We start from the raw sequence: 16,556 nt of genomic DNA on the forward strand, positions 1-16,556 counted from the left end.
CCGCTCATCGTTATGCGGTCTGTTGACTCTCCTGCTCCGCCCGTTCGGCCTCTTCCGCTTCCTGGGCAAGGAGCTGTTTCTCATACACCTTAAAGAACGGGAAGTAGATAATCGCCGACACACAGGCCAGCACGATCACCAGAATCGCCGCCCTGAAATCCCAGCCCAGCGCCCAGGCCCCGCCAATCGGCGCAGGTGCCGTCCACGGTACTACCGAGATAACGCGGCCAATCAGATCCAGCTTCATTGCCGCCCAGGCCAGCACCGCGTTCACCATCGGCGCCAGCAGGAACGGAATAAAGAACACCGGGTTCATAACGATAGGCGTGCCGAAGATAACCGGTTCGTTAATATTAAACAGGCTTGGCACCACGCTCAGACGGCCAATGGAACGCAAATGCGCTGAGCGGCTGCGCAGGTAACAGAACACCAGCCCCATGGTGGCGCCAGAACCGCCGACCACGATAAAGAAGGTCCAGAACGCCTCCATAAAGATATGCGGCAAAGGCGCGCCCTGGGCCAGCGCCTGCTGGTTCATACCGAGGTTGGTCAGCCAGAACATCTGCAGCATCCCGGACACAATCGCCGCACCATGGATCCCGGCAAACCACAACAGATGACCAATAAGCACCGCCAGCAGAATTGCCGGCAGAGAATCAGCTGCCGAAACCAGTGGTTTGAAAATAGCCATAATGGCCTGCGGGATCAGCATGTCAAAATGGTGTTGAATAAACAGGCTCAGTGGATACAGCGTCAGCACAACCACCAGCACAGGGATCAGCAGATCAAACGAGTTTTTGATCATCGGCGGAACCTGATCCGGCAGCCGGATGCCGATGTTATGCGCCTTAAGAAAACGCATCATCTCTACACAGAATATCGCCACCAGAATCGCGGTAAAGATCCCGGTGCCCCCGAGGCTATCCACCGGCAGCGTGCCATTCGTCTTCGGCGCGGCAATCAGCAAAAAGGCCATGATCGACAGCATTGCGCACATAAAGGGATCAAGCTGATTGGATTTCTCGTAGTGCTTACCGAGATTGTAGGAGATTGCGGCGCAAATGTAGATCGACATGATCCCCATCGTCATATCAAAGGGGGTCAAAATACGTCCTTCAAACTCTTTTGCCAGATCCAACCAGGCGCGGGCAAAACCCCAGGTGGTATCAGGCGAGAAAGGAGGATAAGCAAATACCAGCAGGAATGATCCGACGATCATAAATGGCATCGCTGAGATAAAACCGTCACGAATAGCCATGACGTGACGCTGCGATGAGATCCGCCCTGCGATGGGGCTAATGTAATTTTCTACAAAGCGAAATATCAAATTAAACGCAGCATGGTTAGCAGACATAGTAGCCCTCCTGACAGGCTATAGATACTGGCCCAACAACGATTACCTTGCCGTTACGATGACCGCTTTTTGAGTCAGCAAGCCGCTGATCGATTATGTCACCGGCTATACTGTTCATGATCCAACGATTCATACACGGCTCTTTTGTTATAAATAAACGGAGAAGTGACTGTTCCAGTATTCATCTCAACGCGATTAACCGCAACCGGTTACAGTAACCGGTTACGGTGAATGTGAAGGAGATCGACAAAATAGAAAGAATCTGGATTGTTGGCATCGATATTTACACTCCGCCGGGCTTGTGACAGATTTAAACAGGCTTTAATCAGGAGAATCCAATGAGTCTGCAGTCTGTACGGCAGTTTTTTGCCGAACACGCCCCCGATATCGAAATTATCGAGTTAAATCAGAGCACCGCAACCGTTGAGCTGGCTGCCGCCGCGCACAACGTTGAGCCGGGACAAATCGCGAAAACGCTGTCGCTGAAGATCAAGGATAAGATTGTATTGATCGTCGCCAGAGGCGATGCGCGGCTGGATAATAAAAAACTGAAAGAGACCTTTGGCGCGAAAGCGCGCATGTTGAGCAGCGATGAGGTGGTGACCTGGACCGGTCATCCGGTCGGCGGAGTGTGCCCGTTTGGTCTTGAGAACCCGCTGTCCGTCTATTGCGATGTATCTCTCAGACGCTATCAGGAAGTGCTGCCCGCAGCCGGAGCCATTCACAGCGCCGTTCGTATCGAACCAGAACGAATGGCGCAGCTCACTGATGCGACGTGGGTAGACGTATGCTTATAATCGCATTACGCCACCTGCATAACAGCGCAGGTCGTAGCGCTAACAGGTAAATGCAGCAAAATATCCGCCGCGTTTAATAAACCAATGTCTGAGCGAACCCCGAGCTTGGTCATGGCATTAAACTTATGCGCACGGATAGTTTTTATGTTCCGGTTCAGCTGTATCGCAATTTCGGACAGCGAATATCCCCAGGACATATAGCGAAGAATGGCGTGCTCCGTCGGACTCAACGGATCGTTGCACGCCTCTCTATCGCAAAATCGCTCACTGCCGGTAACAGGGTGATTATCCAGCAGATGTAACAAACGCTCCTGCAACCCACGTCGTGGCGCACATTTATTCAATATACCATGCAGGCAGGCCGGCATGAGGTGGCCAATCAGGTGCATTTCACTTTCGCTATTTGCCAGAATAATCGTTTGCACTTCCGGCCGACGCCGCGCTATTTCATGAAGAAACAGCAAGCTCTCTGCTCTTGATGAACGGCTACCCGACAGGGAAAAAATAATAGCTGACCAGGGAAATGATTTTTCCACTTCCCTGAGCTGGCTGACACTTTTAAAAAAATGAATATGATATTGGCGATTATCTTTACGGCTAAAGATATAGCGCCATGCCATTTCCGTCATCACACATTTTTCTACGATGGCGACATGGCGGGTTGTGCTATTTTTTTCCATTCCATTTGCTCCCCGTAAGCTGAATTGATATTCAGCTCTTGCATTCCCTGCGCGCTGTTGATCCAGGCGTACATTTCAGCATTGCTTCGCAGTGATAAGCGACGCATTGCGCTATTTTTCTGCGCGCTGATAGTTTTATTACTCTTTTTCAACAGCGAGGCGATTTGGTTAATTCCCCATCCCTTTGCCAGAAGACGCAAAACCTTGCGTTCAGAAAGGGTCAACATCGCCGCAGAGTGATAGGTTGCGAAATCGCTGTCCTCGTCCACGGTAAATAGCGTACGGCTAATTTGCTCGGCAGCACGACTGCCGGCGCAAATCACCTCTATCAGCCGATTGATGGGCTCGCTCTCGGAGACCAACGAGCTTTCAGGACGAATTAAGAGTTCAACGGCTAAGGGATAGAGACTGTCGCTAACCATAAAAACCCAGTGAATATCTCGATACTGAGTCATCAGAGAGTAATAACGCTCGCAAACGGCCCGGGGGTGCGCTATCTCGCCGGAGATATCGGCCACCACCAGTACCGCCCGCCGCAGTTGCAAGAGAGTGAGCTCATCATGAGAACGGCAAAAACTGAGTTCGTAATCAGGAAGGTTTTCGTTAAATATAACCTTTAGACCTGACTGCATGACGGGAATTTTACTAATAATAACACCGAACTTACCTTGTCCTGGTAACATAACACCTCCGCTTCCTGTCGAAGTTCCTTCGCATGCCCGCAAACGATAGGCGCATAGCCTCATCGCCGTATCATTCTCTAAATGAATATAAAAATTATATTCATGGCCTGCGTACACGGTATACGTAATGACCGAACCGTGGTCATACCGTGTAAATATTATTCCTGTGTATACTTGCGATTAATATTAGCACAGATACCTCGGCGCTAATAAATTAGAAAAGATAAAAACATTATTAAGCAAAAATAATTTCAGCACTGAACATTATGAAGCATTGTCTTTAATTGTTTCTCTAAATGCTTTTGGAGACATGCCGCTATAGCGCCGGAAAAAACGAGAGAAGTAGGCTGCATCGCTAAAACCCAAATAATCAGCGAGTTGCGTTACCGTCATCCGGGTATACTGCAGATTACGCCGTGCTTCAAGCATTAAGCGCTGATGCAATACTCCGAGCGCGCTACAGCCATGAAACTCGCGGCATAAATAATTCAGGTGAGTCACTGACAGCCCAATCAGCTTCGCGTACTCCGCCAGCGGAAGATGCTGCCGGTAGTGACTCTCAATAAGCCGGGAAAAGTGGCGCATCATGCTGCGCTTTCGCTCAGCTTTATTTTCCGCGAGCGGCGCAGGGCAACACTGCCGGTTCAGCCAGACCAGTAGCGTTCCCAGCAGCGAATACAGCATCATTTCCCGAGCATCGTGCTCTTCGCAGTACTCCTCGCGTAGCGCTGAAAACAGCGTATGTATGCGCCCGCGGGAACGGCCCACCGGCACACACTGCGGCACGCCAAGCACATCCAGGGGGCGACCGAACTGATTTTCGAACCGGCTCAGCAGCGGCAGCGCCAGGGAGAGCACATATCCTTGCGTTCCCGGTGAAAAATGAAATCCATGAATACACAGCGCTGGAACCACCTGAATGCAGGATTCCGTTACCACCACGGTGCTGCCTTCAATTTCTATCTCCGCCCGGCCCTTATGCAGATAGAGGAGCTGGACCATTTCCGCATGCTGGTGGACGCGGATGTGCCATTCATACAGACTGCTGCGCTGCAAAATCGACTCGCAGTGCAGCAGATCCGGCGTCGGCCAACCGCGTTCTTCGCCATACAGCTTAAATACGGGAACCGTTTGCATGGGCGGCATAGTCACTCCTCTTTCGTCAGGTGACGCGTTCTATGGGCAAACCTACGTAGTTTTCCGCGATGGTGGTCAACCCGGCGCGTGAGCCAAGATAGTATCGACGGTCGGCTGCCTGCATTTTGGCATCAAACTCGCTCTGGTCCGGGAAATCGTGCAGCAGGCGGGTCATAAACCAGCTAAAGCGTTCCCCTTTCCAGACCCGATCCAGCGCCAGTCGCGAGTAGCTCGCCAGCAGATCGCTCCGGCCGTGATGGTAGTATTCGCGCAGGATCCGCCACAGATAGTTCACGTCCGACGCCGCCAGGTTCAATCCTTTAGCGCCGGTCGGTGGAACGATATGCGCGGCATCCCCCACGAGGAACAATCGGCCATACTGCATCGGCTCCACGACGAAGCTGCGCAGAGGGGCAATACTCTTCTCAAGTGAGTGACCAGTCACTAACTTTGATGCCAGATCCTCCGGCAAGCGGTACTTCAGCTCCTGCCAGAAGCGTTCGTCCGACCATGCTTCCACCTTATCGCTCAGTGGAACCTGGAGATAGTAGCGGCTGCGAGTAAGTGAGCGCTGACTACACAACACGAATCCTCGCTGATGATGCGCATAGATCAGCTCTGGATTGACCGGCGGCGTATCCGCCAGAAGGCCTAACCAGCCAAACGGCCAAATGCTTTCGTAGGTTTTGAGGACGTCACGGGGAATACTCTGCCGCGACACGCCGTGGAACCCGTCGCAACCGGCAATGAAGTCGCACTCCAGGCGGCAAGTTTCACCTTCGCTGAGGTAGGTGATCGTCGGCCGGTCGCTTTTAGCGTCATGGATAACCACCTCGCTCACGCCGTAGACGATCGTTGCGCCGCTGGCAGCTCGGGCCGCCATGAGATCGCGAGTCACTTCGGTCTGGCCGTAAACCATTACACTTTTGCCATCGGTCAGTTCGCTCAGGGCGACTGGCACCCGCTGGCCGTCAAACAGAAATTCCACCCCATGATGCACCAGGCCTTCAGCGTCCATTCGCTGCGCCACACCCGCTTCACGAAGCAGATCGACGGTGCCGCTTTCCAGAATTCCGGCGCGAATACGCCCCAGCACATACTGCGGCGTTTGACGCTCAAGGATCACGGTATGGATCCCGGCATTGTGCAGCAATTGCCCCAGCAGCAGTCCGGAAGGGCCTGCGCCGATAATCGCGACCTGTGTTTTCATAGGGATGTCTCACTCTTGCAGGGTTAATTATTTGTATATTTTTTGTTTAATAAAAGTGCTTTCCTGCATTTTTGATAAGTCAGACGGGAAAAAGAAGGGATGAATGGCGATAAAAATTGCACTTTTCACCAAACTGGCAAAAGTGTGGGACGCTTCAAATTCTGCCGCCCCGCCAGCCGGGACATTTTTGCATATTATTTGATCCCGCCCCCCTCAGCCGCTACGGCGCTTCAGGTTAAAGTATCGACAGATAACCAGACGTCGCGGACAGCAGGGGAATTATGCAGGTTGATCGGTCACAGCAGCGGGCAATCACACGTTTATGTATCCAGTGTGGTCTTTTTTTGTTACAGCACGGCGCCGAGAGTGCGCTGGTGGAAGAGCTTTCTACCCGCCTCGGGCGAGCGCTGGGAATGGACAGCGTGGAAAGCGCCATCTCCTCGAATGCCATCGTGCTGACCACCATTAAAGATGGCGAATGTCTCACCTCAACGCGTAAAAATGTCGACCGCGGTATCAATATGCATGTGGTGACGGAAGTGCAGCATATTGTGATCCTCGCCGAGCATAAACTGCTGGACTATCGCGATGTCGAGAAGCGCTTTGCGCAGATCGTTCCTCTGCGCTATCCGCGCTGGCTGCTGGTCCTGATGGTAGGTCTCTCCTGCGCCTGTTTCTGCAAACTGAATAACGGCGGCTGGGACGGGGCGCTGGTCAGCTTTTGCGCCAGCACGGTCGCCATGTACATTCGCCAGGTGCTGACCCACCGCTCCATGCATCCGCAGATCAACTTCTGCATTACCGCGTTTGTCGCCACCACCATCTCCGGGCTGCTGCTGCGCCTGCCGGCTTTTGCCAGTACGCCGACCATCGCCATGGCCGCCAGCGTCCTGCTGCTGGTTCCGGGTTTTCCTTTGATCAACGCCGTTGCCGACATGTTTAAAGGACATATCAATACCGGGCTCGCCCGCTGGGCGATCGCCAGCCTGCTAACCCTCGCCACCTGCATTGGCGTGGTAATGGCGATGACCGTATGGGGGCTGCGCGGATGGGCATAATCTCGTTTATCTTTGCGCTGGCGGAAGACATGGTGCTGGCAGCCATTCCAGCCGTCGGTTTTGCGATGGTCTTTAATGTCCCCCAGCGTGCCCTGCGCTGGTGTGCGCTGCTGGGGGCGATAGGTCACGGCTCGCGTATGGTCATGATGAGCGCGGGATTTAATATTGAATGGGCCACCTTTCTCGCTGCCCTGCTGGTGGGCAGCATCGGCATTCAGTGGTCGCGCTGGTATCTGGCGCATCCAAAGATTTTTACCGTCGCCGCCGTGATCCCGATGTTTCCCGGCATCTCGGCCTACACCGCGATGATTTCCGCGGTAAAAATCAGTCATTTTGGTTATTCGGAAGAGATGATGATTTTACTGCTGAGCAATTTTTTAAAGGCGTCTTCTATTGTAGGCGCCCTGTCCATTGGCCTGTCGATACCCGGTCTGTGGCTGTATCGTAAGCGCCCTCGCGTCTAATCCTGACGTCGCGATAAAATCGCGACGCTCCTTCCGCGATGGGCTCTGTGCTACTATGTGCAGATCACCCCACTCTTTGCAGTTCAGAGTTGAGATAGAGTTATGTCTTCGCGAATTTTAACCTCCCATTTTAGCGGCCTGGAAGAGTTCCTCCAGCAGCACGCGGCGCTGCTGGCGAAATCGACTGACGGCACTGTCGCCGTTTTTGCCAATAATGCGCCGGCGTTCTATGCGCTGACGCCGGCCCGGCTGGCGCAGCTGCTGGAACTGGAAGCTAGGCTGTCACGCCCCGGCAGCGACATCGCGCTTGACCCGCAGTTTTTCGAGGAGCCCACCGCGGCACCGGTTGCGGTGCCAATGGGTAAATTTGCCATGTACGCTGACTGGCAGCCAGACGCCGATTTTCAGCGCCTGGCCGCGCTATGGGGCATCGCCTTGAGCCAGCCGGTCACCCCGGAAGAGCTGGCCGCTTTCGTTGCTTACTGGCAGGCGGAAGGTAAAGTGTTTCACCACGTACAGTGGCAGCAGAAGCTGGCTCGCAGCGTGCAAATCAGCCGCGCCAGCAATGGTGGGCAGCCGAAGCGCGACGTGAACAGCGTCAGCGAACCGGACAGCCATATTCCGCGAGGTTTCCGAGGATGAGCATGAAAAACGTTGGCGACTTGATGAAACGCCTGCAGAAAATGATGCCGGCTCATATCGAACCGGCGTTTAAAACTGGTGAAGAGCTGCTGGCCTGGCAAAAAGAGCAAGGCCGGCTGCGTTCTGAAGCGCTGGAGCGGGAGAACCGCGCGATGAAAATGCAGCGTACCTTCAACCGCTCGGGGATCCGTCCGCTGCATCAGAACTGCTCTTTTGATAACTATCGCGTCGAGTGCGAGGGGCAGATGAATGCCCTTGCCCGGGCGCGCCAGTACGTGGAAGAGTTCGACGGTAATATCGCGAGCTTTATCTTCTCCGGTAAACCGGGTACCGGCAAAAACCACCTGGCGGCAGCCATCTGTAACGAGCTGCTGCTGCGCGGGAAATCCGTCTTAATCATCACTGTGGCCGATATTATGTCAGCGATGAAAGATACTTTCGGCAACCGGGAAACGAGCGAAGAGCAGTTGCTGAGCGACCTCAGCAAAGTCGACCTGCTGGTGATTGATGAAATTGGTATGCAGACGGAATCTCGTTATGAGAAGGTCATTATTAATCAGATAGTTGACCGCCGTTCCTCATCTAAACGCCCTACCGGAATGCTGACCAACAGCAATATGGAAGAGATGAACAAACTGCTTGGTGAGCGGGTGATGGATCGTATGCGCCTCGGCAACAGTCTGTGGGTGATCTTCAACTGGGAAAGCTACCGCCACCGCGTCACCGGCAAAGAGTATTAAGAGATTTCCGGACTGCGACGGCGTTATACTAAAGCAATTCTTCAGTCACGCTTATGAGTTCGTCTATTATGAAATCGTTAAAATATGGCCTTATTGCCGCCCTCGTCGCCGGGACATTTACCGTCACCGGTGCCAACGCCGCCTCCTGGCAGGATTCTCTTAACAGTGCCGCCAGCCAGCTCAGCGGTAGTAGCTCTCAGACCAGCGGCGGCGGCATGTCCGTCGCCTCGCTAACCAGCCTGCTTAACGGCAATAGCCAGTCTCTGACCGCTAGCAGCATGAATAACGCCGCCGGGATCATGTCTTATTGCGCTAAACAAAAGCTCGCCTCGGTGACCAGCGCCGATAACGTCAAAAATCAGGTACTGGATAAACTGGGTCTCAGTACACCGGAAAAACAAAAACAGGACACCAGCTATCTGGATGGCCTGCAAGGTCTGCTTAACAGCAAAAATGGTCAGCAGCTGGACCTGAATACCCTCGGCAACAGCTCGCTGGCAAAACAGGTAAAAACCAAAGCCTGCGATCTGGTTCTGAAACAGGGCGTTAACTTCCTTTCCTGATACGTACAGCTAATGCCGCGTTTGTCGCCTTCGCGACGGCAGCGCGGCCTGAAACGTTTTTTTTACCCATTTACCCTCCCCGCTTCCCCGCCACGCCCGCTGCGACGCCGATCAAAAAAGGCAACTTCTAAACCAATTCTGAATAACTGCACACTTTCATGACGCTAGAATTGCAGCAAGATGGCGCTGCAATTACAGTGTGGCTTGAAAAGTAATCTGTTCTGCCAGCCGATAACTGGCGTTAATGAGGATGAGCTGTGTCAGAGTTGTTATCCATCGCCTTATTTTTAGCATCGGTGGTGCTTTATGCCTGGAAAGCGGGACGTAACACCTGGTGGTTTGCCGCCACGCTTACGGTGTTAGGCCTGTTCGTGGTGCTGAATATCACCCTCTACGCCAGCGACTACTTTACCGGCGACGGCATCAACGACGCGGTACTCTACACCTTGACCAACAGCCTGACCGGGGCCGGGATCGGCAAATACATACTGCCGGGCGTCGGCGTGGCCGTCGCGCTGGTCGCCGTCTTTGGTGCCCTCGGCTGGGTACTGCGCCGTCGTCGGCATCATCCTCATCATGTCGGCTACAGCCTGGCGGCTCTGCTGCTGGCACTGGCCTCCGTCGATGCCAGCCCGGCGTTCCATCAGATAAGTGAGCTGGTGAAATCCCAGTCGCGCGAGGGCGATCCAGACTTTGCCGCGTACTATAAAGAGCCGTCGAAGCAAATCGCCAATCCGCAGCTGAACCTGGTGTATATCTACGGCGAAAGCCTTGAGCGCACCTATTTTGATAACGATGCTTTCCCTAACCTCACCCCTGAGCTGGGTAAAATAAAAGATCAGGGGCTCGATTTCAGCAATACCATGCAGCTGCCGGGGACCGATTACACCATCGCCGGTATGGTCGCCTCGCAGTGCGGTATTCCGCTATTCGCGCCGTTTGAAGGTAACGCCTCGGCCTCGGTTTCCAGTTTCTTTCCGCAGAATATCTGCCTTGGCGATATTCTGAAGAACTCCGGCTATGAAAACTATTTTGTGCAGGGAGCCAACCTGCGCTTTGCCGGCAAAGACGTATTTCTTAAATCTCACGGCTTCGATCATCTCTACGGGGCAGAAGAGCTAAAAACTACGGTGGCGGATCCTACCTACCGCAACGACTGGGGCTTCTATGACGACACCGTGCTCGACGAGACGTGGAAAAAATACGAAGAACTGTCCCGGTCCGGGAAACGCTTCTCGCTATTTGCCCTGACGGTGGATACCCACCACCCCGACGGCTTTATCTCGCGCACCTGCAAGCGTAAACGCTATGACGTGGATGGTAAGAAAAACCTCTCCTTCAGCGCCGTTAGCTGCAGCCAGGAACATATCGCCGCGCTGATAGAGAAGATCAAAGCCTCACCCTATTTCAAAAACACGGTCATCGTGGTCTCTTCCGATCACCTGGCCATGAAGAACAGCGCCTGGGAATACCTCAACAAGCACGATCGCAGCAATCTGTTCTTTGTCCTGCGTGGCGATCAACCGCAGCAGGAGACCCTGGCGGTGAAACGCAACACCATGGATAACGGCGCGACGGTGCTCGACATTCTCGGCGGCGATAACTTTATTGGTCTCGGGCGCAGTAGTCTTTCCGGCCAGTCGCTCTCCGGTATTTTCATGAACATGAAAGAGAAAATCCTCGCCTGGAAACCGGACGTGATCCGCCTGTGGAACTTCCCGAAAGAGATGAAAAGTTTCACTATCGATTCGCAGAAGAACATGATCGCATTCTCCGGCAGCCATTTCCGTCTACCGCTGCTGCTGCGGGTGTCGGACCAGCGCGTGGAGCCGCTGCCGGAAAGCGAATACTCCGCGCCGCTGCGTTTCCAGCTGGCCGATTTTGCGCCGCGGGATAACTTCGTGTGGATCGATCGCTGCTATAAAATGGGCCAACTGTGGGCGCCTGAACTCGCGCTCTCCACCGACTGGTGCGTCTCACAGGGGCAATTGGGTGGTGAGCAGAAGGTCCAGCACGTCGATAAGCCACAGTGGCAAGGCAAAACCGCCTTTAGGGATACCCTTATCGATATGGAGCGCTATAAGGGAAACGTCGATACGCTGAAAATTGTCGACAACGATATTCGCTACAAGGCCGACAGCTTCGTGTTTAACGTCGCTGGCGCTCCGGAAGAGGTTAAACAGTTCAGCGGTATCTCGCGTCCCGAGTCGTGGGGGCGGTGGTCCAATGCCCAGTTGGGCAGCGACGTGAAGATTGAATATAAAGAACCGCTGCCGGAGAAATTTGATCTGGTGATCACCGCCAAAGCCTATGGCCCAAATGCCAACAAGCCGATCCCGGTACGGGTTGGCCAAAGTGAGCAAGTGCTTACTCTGGCCAATGATGTCACCACCACGACGCTGCATTTCGACAATCCGACGCGCAGCAATACGCTGACGATCACGCCACCGGATCCGCAGTCCACCAACGAGGGTAACATCCTCGGTCACTCCCCGCGTCAGCTGGGGATCGGCATGGTGGAGATCAAAGTGGTGAAAAGCGAAGGCTAAAACAATCCTGCCCGGCGGATTTTCGCGCCGGGCAACGGTTGCCGTGGCAGGACGTTAACCCTACAGCGGCTGTAGTTCATCCGCCGAAAGCCCGGTGATCTTCTGTACCATCTCTTTGTCGAGGCCATTCTGTAACATACTGTTGGCAATGCGCAGCGCCTCGCGTCGGCTGCCTTCCTGCAAGCCCTCCAGGTGCCCTTCTTCCCGGCCTTCTTCCCGGCCTTCCTGCTTAAGCTTTCGCGCGATAGACATCAATGTCTCCTCATACTGTGGCAGACGGCGGGCCAGCCGGCGGAGAAACACGCCCGGCTCGGCCGTATTGCCGTACTGCAGCATATAGTGAAACAGCATTCTCAACTGCCGGGGGTTAGTGTATCCCAGCATCACAACCGCCGCCAACGACTCCGTTATGCCGCTGAGATCGCGCTGGCGAATATGCTTTTGCATCAGTTCCAGCAGGGCGACCCGCCGATGCTGCACGATTTCATCGTCCGGCATCACCGTCACGTCGATCAACGGAAACTGGCAGCCATACAGCATTTTCGCCATTTGCGGGTCGGCAAATTCATCCAGCCAGTTCAGCGAGAAAGGATAGGGGCTGGTCACACCGTGATAAAAAAGCATCGGCACCACCAGCGGCAGCGTTTTATGCCCGTCATCCAGGTGGCGCTGCATCGCGGCAATCGCATAACGCATCAGGCGAAAGGCCATATGGCTATCCGGCGAGCTCTGGTGCTCTATCACCACGTAAACCTACCCCGCGCCGCAGGTGGTCTGCACCGACCAGAGGACATCTGAATACCAGGCGCGCAGATCCTCATCGATAAAGCTCGCCGATTGCAGCCTCAGGGTAGAGAAATCGCACCGCTTGCGGATCGCTTCGGGAAGGTAGAGGGTGAGGAAATCAGTCGCGGTCTCCGGGTGGCGAAGAAATCGTTTAAATACCGCATCGTGCGGCGTCGTGGTCATCCGTTTTTTCATCGCCATCCGCTTGCCTGAAAGAGAAGGAAAGCCGGACTCTACCATCGGTTTTTAACCGGTGGGGTTTGACGATAATTTTCTGGGAAGCGCCTCGGAGAATAGCATGGCGGCCATCCGGGCTGGCCGCCATCAACAGCCCCATTACAGCCGTGCCAGAGCCTCCCGCATCCCCGCGCGCAAAATCATTTCCAGATAGCGCGTGACTTGGTCAGCAAGGCCGGGAATGGCCGTCAGATCCTCACCCCAGTGCGCAGCATCCTGCAGGACTTCTGTGACCAGTTCATGCAGTGGGCTGCCGTTCGCCACCTGAGCCCATCCTTCGGCAAAGCGGGTTAACCAAACTTCATCATCCTGTAGCGGATACGTCTGTCCGTCACGCTGACCGCGATAGAAGGCGATGAGCGCCGCCAGAGCAAACGTTAGCCGCGGCGGGATCGCGCCGTGCTGGCGGATAGTCGTCAGCAGCTGCGGCAGGATCCGGGTACGAAACTTAGTCATGCCGTTCAGGGCGATGGCGAGCAATTGATGGCGAATATAGGGATTAAGAAAGCGCCCGGTGACCGCATCGGCAAACTGACGAAGCTCCTCGGCCGGTAAATCGAGCGCCGGGATAATCTCTTCATCAATCGTCTGTTGGACATAATGGCGAATGGCTTCGTCCTGCATCGCTTCGCCAACCGTATCCACCTCACACAGCCATGCTACCGGCACCAGCGCGGTATGCGCGCCGTTAAGAATGGCAACCTTGCGCGCTTTATAGGGCCGGATATCCTCTACAATACGAATATTCAGCGGGCAGCGATCCAGCCGCAGCATTTCCTTCAGCGCCTGCGGCCCCTGGATTACAAATAACCAAAAGTATTCGGCAGTATCCAGGAAAGCATCATGGTAGCCGAGCTCCGCCTCCAGTTTTTCCGCTTCCTCGCGCGGATAGCCGGTGACGATGCGGTCAACCAGCGTTGAACAAAATGTATTGGCAGTTTCAACCCAGTCGCTGAATGCTGCTGGCAACTGCCATTCTTTAGCATAGCGCAGCACCAACGCCTTCAGTGCTTCGCCATTATAATCAATCAGTTCACAAGGGATTATTGTCCAGCCCTTATCCGCTGCGCCGTTGAAATGACGGAACCGCTCAAGCAGCAATTGGGCCAGCTTCGCCGGGAAGCTGACCGGCGGCATATCATCAGGCCGGTCCCCGGCGTGATAGCTAATCCCCGCTTCGGTGGTGTTTGAAAACACAAATGTAATCTCCGGATCACGGGCCAGCGCGAGGTAGCCAGCAAAATCCTGCCAGGGATTGATCTCATTATTAACGGAGCGGATAATCCGCGCCTCGCTCACCGCCTCGCCGCGTTCATTCAACCCGCGGATCACCGTGGTATACAGCCCGTCCTGAGTATTTAACGACGGCGGAAACGCGGTGTTGATCGGGCGAACAATGGTGACGCCCGTTGCCAGATCGGTTTGCTCATTCAGCAGATCCAGCTGCCAGTCAATAAATGCCCGCAGGAAATTGCCCTCGCCGAACTGAATCGCACGGGTCGGATACTGAGGTCCTGGAAAGTTGTGTCTGTTTAACGTTTTCATGATCTTCCCTGCTAAAAATGAATAACGCCTTTGATCAGCTGACGATTGTTAATCACGTCGCTTTCGTAAATTTCCGCCAGCGATTTGAAGTCGTAACGATGGGTCAGCATCATCCTGGCGGTCACTTTCCCTTCAGTCATCAGCCGCCCCACCTTGGCAAAATCCTCTTCTGTCGCATTACGACTCCCCATCATCGTCGTCTCTTTCTTATGAAATTCCGGGTCAGAGAACTGCAGTTCCCCCTTAAACAGACCAACAAAAATGATGCTGCCGCCGTGACGGATTAAATTAACGGTGTTGTTCATTGCTTGTTGATTTCCCGTCGCGTCAATCACTTTCTGCGCCAGAGAACCGCCAAACGTTGCCGTCAGTTGCTCGGTAAACAGTGGATCGGAGGGATCGAGGGTGGTCAGGCCGAGATGTTGTGCCACATGATCGCGCCGCGCCGGGCTGGTATCCGCCACCACCACCTGCGCGCCGTCAGCCTTAGCGATCGCCGCCGCCCCGAGCCCAATCGGACCCGCGCCGACCACCAGCACCTGATCTCTCGGCTGGATCGCTGCGCGACGCACCGCGTGGGCGCTAATGGCGAATGGCTCAATCAACGCTACGGCTTCAGGGTCGACATCATCCACCACCAGCAGATTGTTTACCGGAACGCAGAGGTATTCGCTAAACCCGCCGTCGCGATGCACGCCGATCACTGAAATGTTCTCACAGCAGTTTGTCCGGCCGCTCAGACAGGCCGGGCAGTGGCGGCAGGCGACATAGGGAATCACAGCAACCTGTTGGCCGCTCTTCAAATTAAGAATATTTTTACCCAGCCCAATTATCTCACCGCATATTTCATGTCCAAGAACACGCGGATAGCTAAAAAAAGGCTGATTGCCGCCCCATGCATGAATATCTGTCCCACAAATCCCCACTGCCTTTATTTTAATGAGCACTTCATCATCGCCGGGAATGGGAATCTGGCGTTTTTCCCAGTGTAATTTTTTAGGTTCCTGACACACTAAAGTATTCATCGACGTCATAATAATTGCCTCCGTATTTGTTGGCTTAGATATCGATGAAAAATAGAAGTAGAGTGAAAGTCATTGCAAAATATGTGAAATATCGCGCACAAAACTGTTTTAAATCCGGTTTTAATGGATAAAAAAGGAAAACGTTATGAGTCGCTCACAAAACCTTCGTCACAATGTTATTAACCAGGTCATCAACGACATGGCGCGCGGCTTTATCCCCTCGCCGCTACCCTCGCAAAGCGCACTGGCGGAAATGTATAACATCAGCCGCACCACGGTGCGCCATATCCTTTGCCACTTATGCGAGCGCGGCGTCCTGAGCCAGGTCAATCACGACTACCAGATCCTTCGTCAACCGGAAGTACAGGACGGCTTCGATAGTTCCAGCGCCTCGCTGGCCGAACAAAACCGTCTCTTTGAACAAGCGTTTTTCACCATGATTAACCAACGCCAGTTACGCGCCGGAGAGCGGTTCTCCGAACTACAACTGGCGCGTGCCGCGGGCGTCAGCCCGGTTGTGGTCAGAGAGTTTTTACTAAAATTCAGCCGCTACAACCTGATTGAAAGCGAAAAACGCGGCCAGTGGAACATGAAGAAATTTGAGCAATCCTGGGCCGAACAACTGTTCGAATTGCGGGAAATGCTGGAAACTCACGCACTTCAACACTTTCTTAATCTGCCGGACAGCGATGCCCGCTGGCTGCAGGCCAAAACCTTGCTTGAGCGCCACCGCACTCTGCGGGACAGCATTGGCGACAGCTTTCGTATGTTCTCCCAGCTCGATCGTGATTTTCATTCGCTGCTGCTTTCCGCCGCGGATAATATATTTTTTAATCAATCCCTTGAGATTATCTCCGTGATCTTTCACTTCCACTATCAGTGGGATGAAAGCGACCTTAAACAGCGCAATATCATCGCTATTGACGAACATATGACTATCCTGAGCGCACTCATCTGTCGCAGCGATCTGGATGCCAACCTGGCGCTACGTAACCACCTGAACACCGCGAAGCAATCCATGATTAACTCTATCAAGCAAAGTGAATCGCTGGCGCATTAAGTACCGATTAAAAACAGAAAATGATT

Annotated in this window: 15 protein-coding genes and 1 pseudogene; 8 read left to right on the forward strand and 8 right to left on the reverse strand. The window is 53.9% G+C overall.

Annotated elements, in window-relative coordinates; translation table 11 throughout:
• Positions 1-10 precede the first annotated feature (10 nt).
• Positions 11-1,354, reverse strand: a complete 1,344-nt coding sequence (locus LGL98_RS21610; RefSeq protein ID WP_136031582.1) for a PTS sugar transporter subunit IIC — start codon at positions 1,352-1,354, stop codon at positions 11-13.
• A gap of 338 nt (positions 1,355-1,692) precedes the next feature.
• Here LGL98_RS21610 and LGL98_RS21615 point away from each other — a divergent pair, with 338 nt between their 5' ends.
• On the forward strand, positions 1,693-2,151 hold the full coding sequence (locus LGL98_RS21615; RefSeq protein ID WP_025714034.1) for a YbaK/EbsC family protein: 459 nt from the start codon (positions 1,693-1,695) through the stop codon (positions 2,149-2,151).
• Between the two features lie 5 nt (positions 2,152-2,156).
• Here the strand turns inward: LGL98_RS21615 and bglJ are convergent, their stop codons facing one another.
• From bglJ to pobA, 4 genes are all read right to left on the reverse strand, one after another.
• Positions 2,157-2,831, reverse strand: coding sequence for a DNA-binding transcriptional activator BglJ (bglJ, locus tag LGL98_RS21620; RefSeq protein ID WP_136031580.1), 675 nt, complete (start codon positions 2,829-2,831; stop codon positions 2,157-2,159).
• A complete protein-coding gene (locus LGL98_RS21625) occupies positions 2,792-3,514 on the reverse strand; it encodes a helix-turn-helix transcriptional regulator (RefSeq protein WP_136031578.1) in 723 nt (240 codons plus the stop codon). The genes bglJ and LGL98_RS21625 overlap by 40 nt, the downstream gene beginning before the upstream one ends.
• Before the next feature lie 264 nt (positions 3,515-3,778).
• Positions 3,779-4,660, reverse strand: coding sequence for a helix-turn-helix domain-containing protein (locus LGL98_RS21630; protein WP_136031576.1), 882 nt, complete (start codon positions 4,658-4,660; stop codon positions 3,779-3,781).
• A gap of 16 nt (positions 4,661-4,676) precedes the next feature.
• Entirely contained in the window at positions 4,677-5,861 is a 1,185-nt protein-coding gene (gene pobA / locus LGL98_RS21635; RefSeq protein ID WP_136031574.1) for a 4-hydroxybenzoate 3-monooxygenase, read from the reverse strand.
• Between the two features lie 281 nt (positions 5,862-6,142).
• On the opposite strand from pobA, the gene LGL98_RS21640 reads away from it, so the two are divergent.
• The 6 genes from LGL98_RS21640 (at position 6,143) to opgB (ending at position 11,877) form a co-directional block, all read left to right on the forward strand.
• On the forward strand, positions 6,143-6,919 hold the full coding sequence (locus LGL98_RS21640) for a threonine/serine exporter family protein (RefSeq protein WP_136031572.1): 777 nt from the start codon (positions 6,143-6,145) through the stop codon (positions 6,917-6,919).
• Positions 6,910-7,383 (forward strand): threonine/serine exporter, encoded by a 474-nt coding sequence (locus LGL98_RS21645; RefSeq protein ID WP_025714028.1) that lies wholly within the window; start codon positions 6,910-6,912, stop codon positions 7,381-7,383. Before LGL98_RS21640 ends, LGL98_RS21645 begins: the two co-directional genes overlap by 10 nt.
• Positions 7,384-7,485: 102 nt before the next feature.
• Positions 7,486-8,025: a primosomal protein DnaT gene (gene dnaT / locus LGL98_RS21650; protein ID WP_136031570.1), complete on the forward strand. Its 540-nt coding sequence runs from the start codon at positions 7,486-7,488 to the stop codon at positions 8,023-8,025.
• Between the two features lie 2 nt (positions 8,026-8,027).
• On the forward strand, positions 8,028-8,765 hold the full coding sequence (gene dnaC / locus LGL98_RS21655) for a replicative helicase loader DnaC (RefSeq protein WP_008807545.1): 738 nt from the start codon (positions 8,028-8,030) through the stop codon (positions 8,763-8,765).
• A 68-nt stretch (positions 8,766-8,833) separates the two neighbouring features.
• Positions 8,834-9,328 (forward strand): YjjA family protein, encoded by a 495-nt coding sequence (locus LGL98_RS21660; RefSeq protein WP_136031567.1) that lies wholly within the window; start codon positions 8,834-8,836, stop codon positions 9,326-9,328.
• Between the two features lie 257 nt (positions 9,329-9,585).
• Complete coding sequence (gene opgB, locus LGL98_RS21665; protein WP_136031566.1) at positions 9,586-11,877, forward strand: phosphatidylglycerol--membrane-oligosaccharide glycerophosphotransferase; 2,292 nt, start codon at positions 9,586-9,588, stop codon at positions 11,875-11,877.
• A gap of 60 nt (positions 11,878-11,937) precedes the next feature.
• Here opgB and LGL98_RS21670 read toward each other — a convergent pair.
• The 3 genes and pseudogenes from LGL98_RS21670 to LGL98_RS21680 all read right to left on the reverse strand — a co-directional run bounded on the left by LGL98_RS21670 (position 11,938) and on the right by LGL98_RS21680 (position 15,479).
• A pseudogene (locus LGL98_RS21670) lies at positions 11,938-12,864 on the reverse strand (Rpn family recombination-promoting nuclease/putative transposase).
• A 135-nt stretch (positions 12,865-12,999) separates the two neighbouring features.
• The gene (locus tag LGL98_RS21675) at positions 13,000-14,445 is read right to left on the reverse strand and encodes a tagaturonate reductase (RefSeq protein ID WP_136031564.1); all 1,446 of its coding nucleotides are present in this window, start codon (positions 14,443-14,445) and stop codon (positions 13,000-13,002) included.
• A gap of 11 nt (positions 14,446-14,456) precedes the next feature.
• A complete protein-coding gene (locus LGL98_RS21680) occupies positions 14,457-15,479 on the reverse strand; it encodes a zinc-binding alcohol dehydrogenase family protein (protein ID WP_136031562.1) in 1,023 nt (340 codons plus the stop codon).
• A 136-nt stretch (positions 15,480-15,615) separates the two neighbouring features.
• Here LGL98_RS21680 and LGL98_RS21685 point away from each other — a divergent pair, with 136 nt between their 5' ends.
• Entirely contained in the window at positions 15,616-16,530 is a 915-nt protein-coding gene (locus tag LGL98_RS21685; RefSeq protein WP_004182856.1) for a GntR family transcriptional regulator, read from the forward strand.
• Positions 16,531-16,556: the final 26 nt, after the last annotated feature.

Source organism: Klebsiella africana, from assembly GCF_020526085.1.
Classification (GTDB): domain Bacteria; phylum Pseudomonadota; class Gammaproteobacteria; order Enterobacterales; family Enterobacteriaceae; genus Klebsiella; species Klebsiella africana.

Bases quoted from the DNA above. Each gene is read 5' to 3' on its own strand.
- LGL98_RS21660 (WP_136031567.1), top strand. From the start codon at position 8,834: ATGAAATCGTTAAAATATGGCCTTATTGCCGCCCTCGTCGCCGGGACA.
- LGL98_RS21610 (WP_136031582.1), bottom strand. From the start codon at position 1,354: ATGTCTGCTAACCATGCTGCGTTTAATTTGATATTTCGCTTTGTAGAA.
- LGL98_RS21640 (WP_136031572.1), top strand. From the start codon at position 6,143: ATGCAGGTTGATCGGTCACAGCAGCGGGCAATCACACGTTTATGTATC.
- pobA (WP_136031574.1), bottom strand. From the start codon at position 5,861: ATGAAAACACAGGTCGCGATTATCGGCGCAGGCCCTTCCGGACTGCTG.
- LGL98_RS21675 (WP_136031564.1), bottom strand. From the start codon at position 14,445: ATGAAAACGTTAAACAGACACAACTTTCCAGGACCTCAGTATCCGACC.
- dnaC (WP_008807545.1), top strand. From the start codon at position 8,028: ATGAAAAACGTTGGCGACTTGATGAAACGCCTGCAGAAAATGATGCCG.
- LGL98_RS21645 (WP_025714028.1), top strand. From the start codon at position 6,910: ATGGGCATAATCTCGTTTATCTTTGCGCTGGCGGAAGACATGGTGCTG.
- LGL98_RS21680 (WP_136031562.1), bottom strand. From the start codon at position 15,479: ATGACGTCGATGAATACTTTAGTGTGTCAGGAACCTAAAAAATTACAC.
- LGL98_RS21630 (WP_136031576.1), bottom strand. From the start codon at position 4,660: ATGCCGCCCATGCAAACGGTTCCCGTATTTAAGCTGTATGGCGAAGAA.
- LGL98_RS21625 (WP_136031578.1), bottom strand. From the start codon at position 3,514: ATGTTACCAGGACAAGGTAAGTTCGGTGTTATTATTAGTAAAATTCCC.
- bglJ (WP_136031580.1), bottom strand. From the start codon at position 2,831: ATGGAAAAAAATAGCACAACCCGCCATGTCGCCATCGTAGAAAAATGT.
- LGL98_RS21615 (WP_025714034.1), top strand. From the start codon at position 1,693: ATGAGTCTGCAGTCTGTACGGCAGTTTTTTGCCGAACACGCCCCCGAT.
- dnaT (WP_136031570.1), top strand. From the start codon at position 7,486: ATGTCTTCGCGAATTTTAACCTCCCATTTTAGCGGCCTGGAAGAGTTC.
- LGL98_RS21685 (WP_004182856.1), top strand. From the start codon at position 15,616: ATGAGTCGCTCACAAAACCTTCGTCACAATGTTATTAACCAGGTCATC.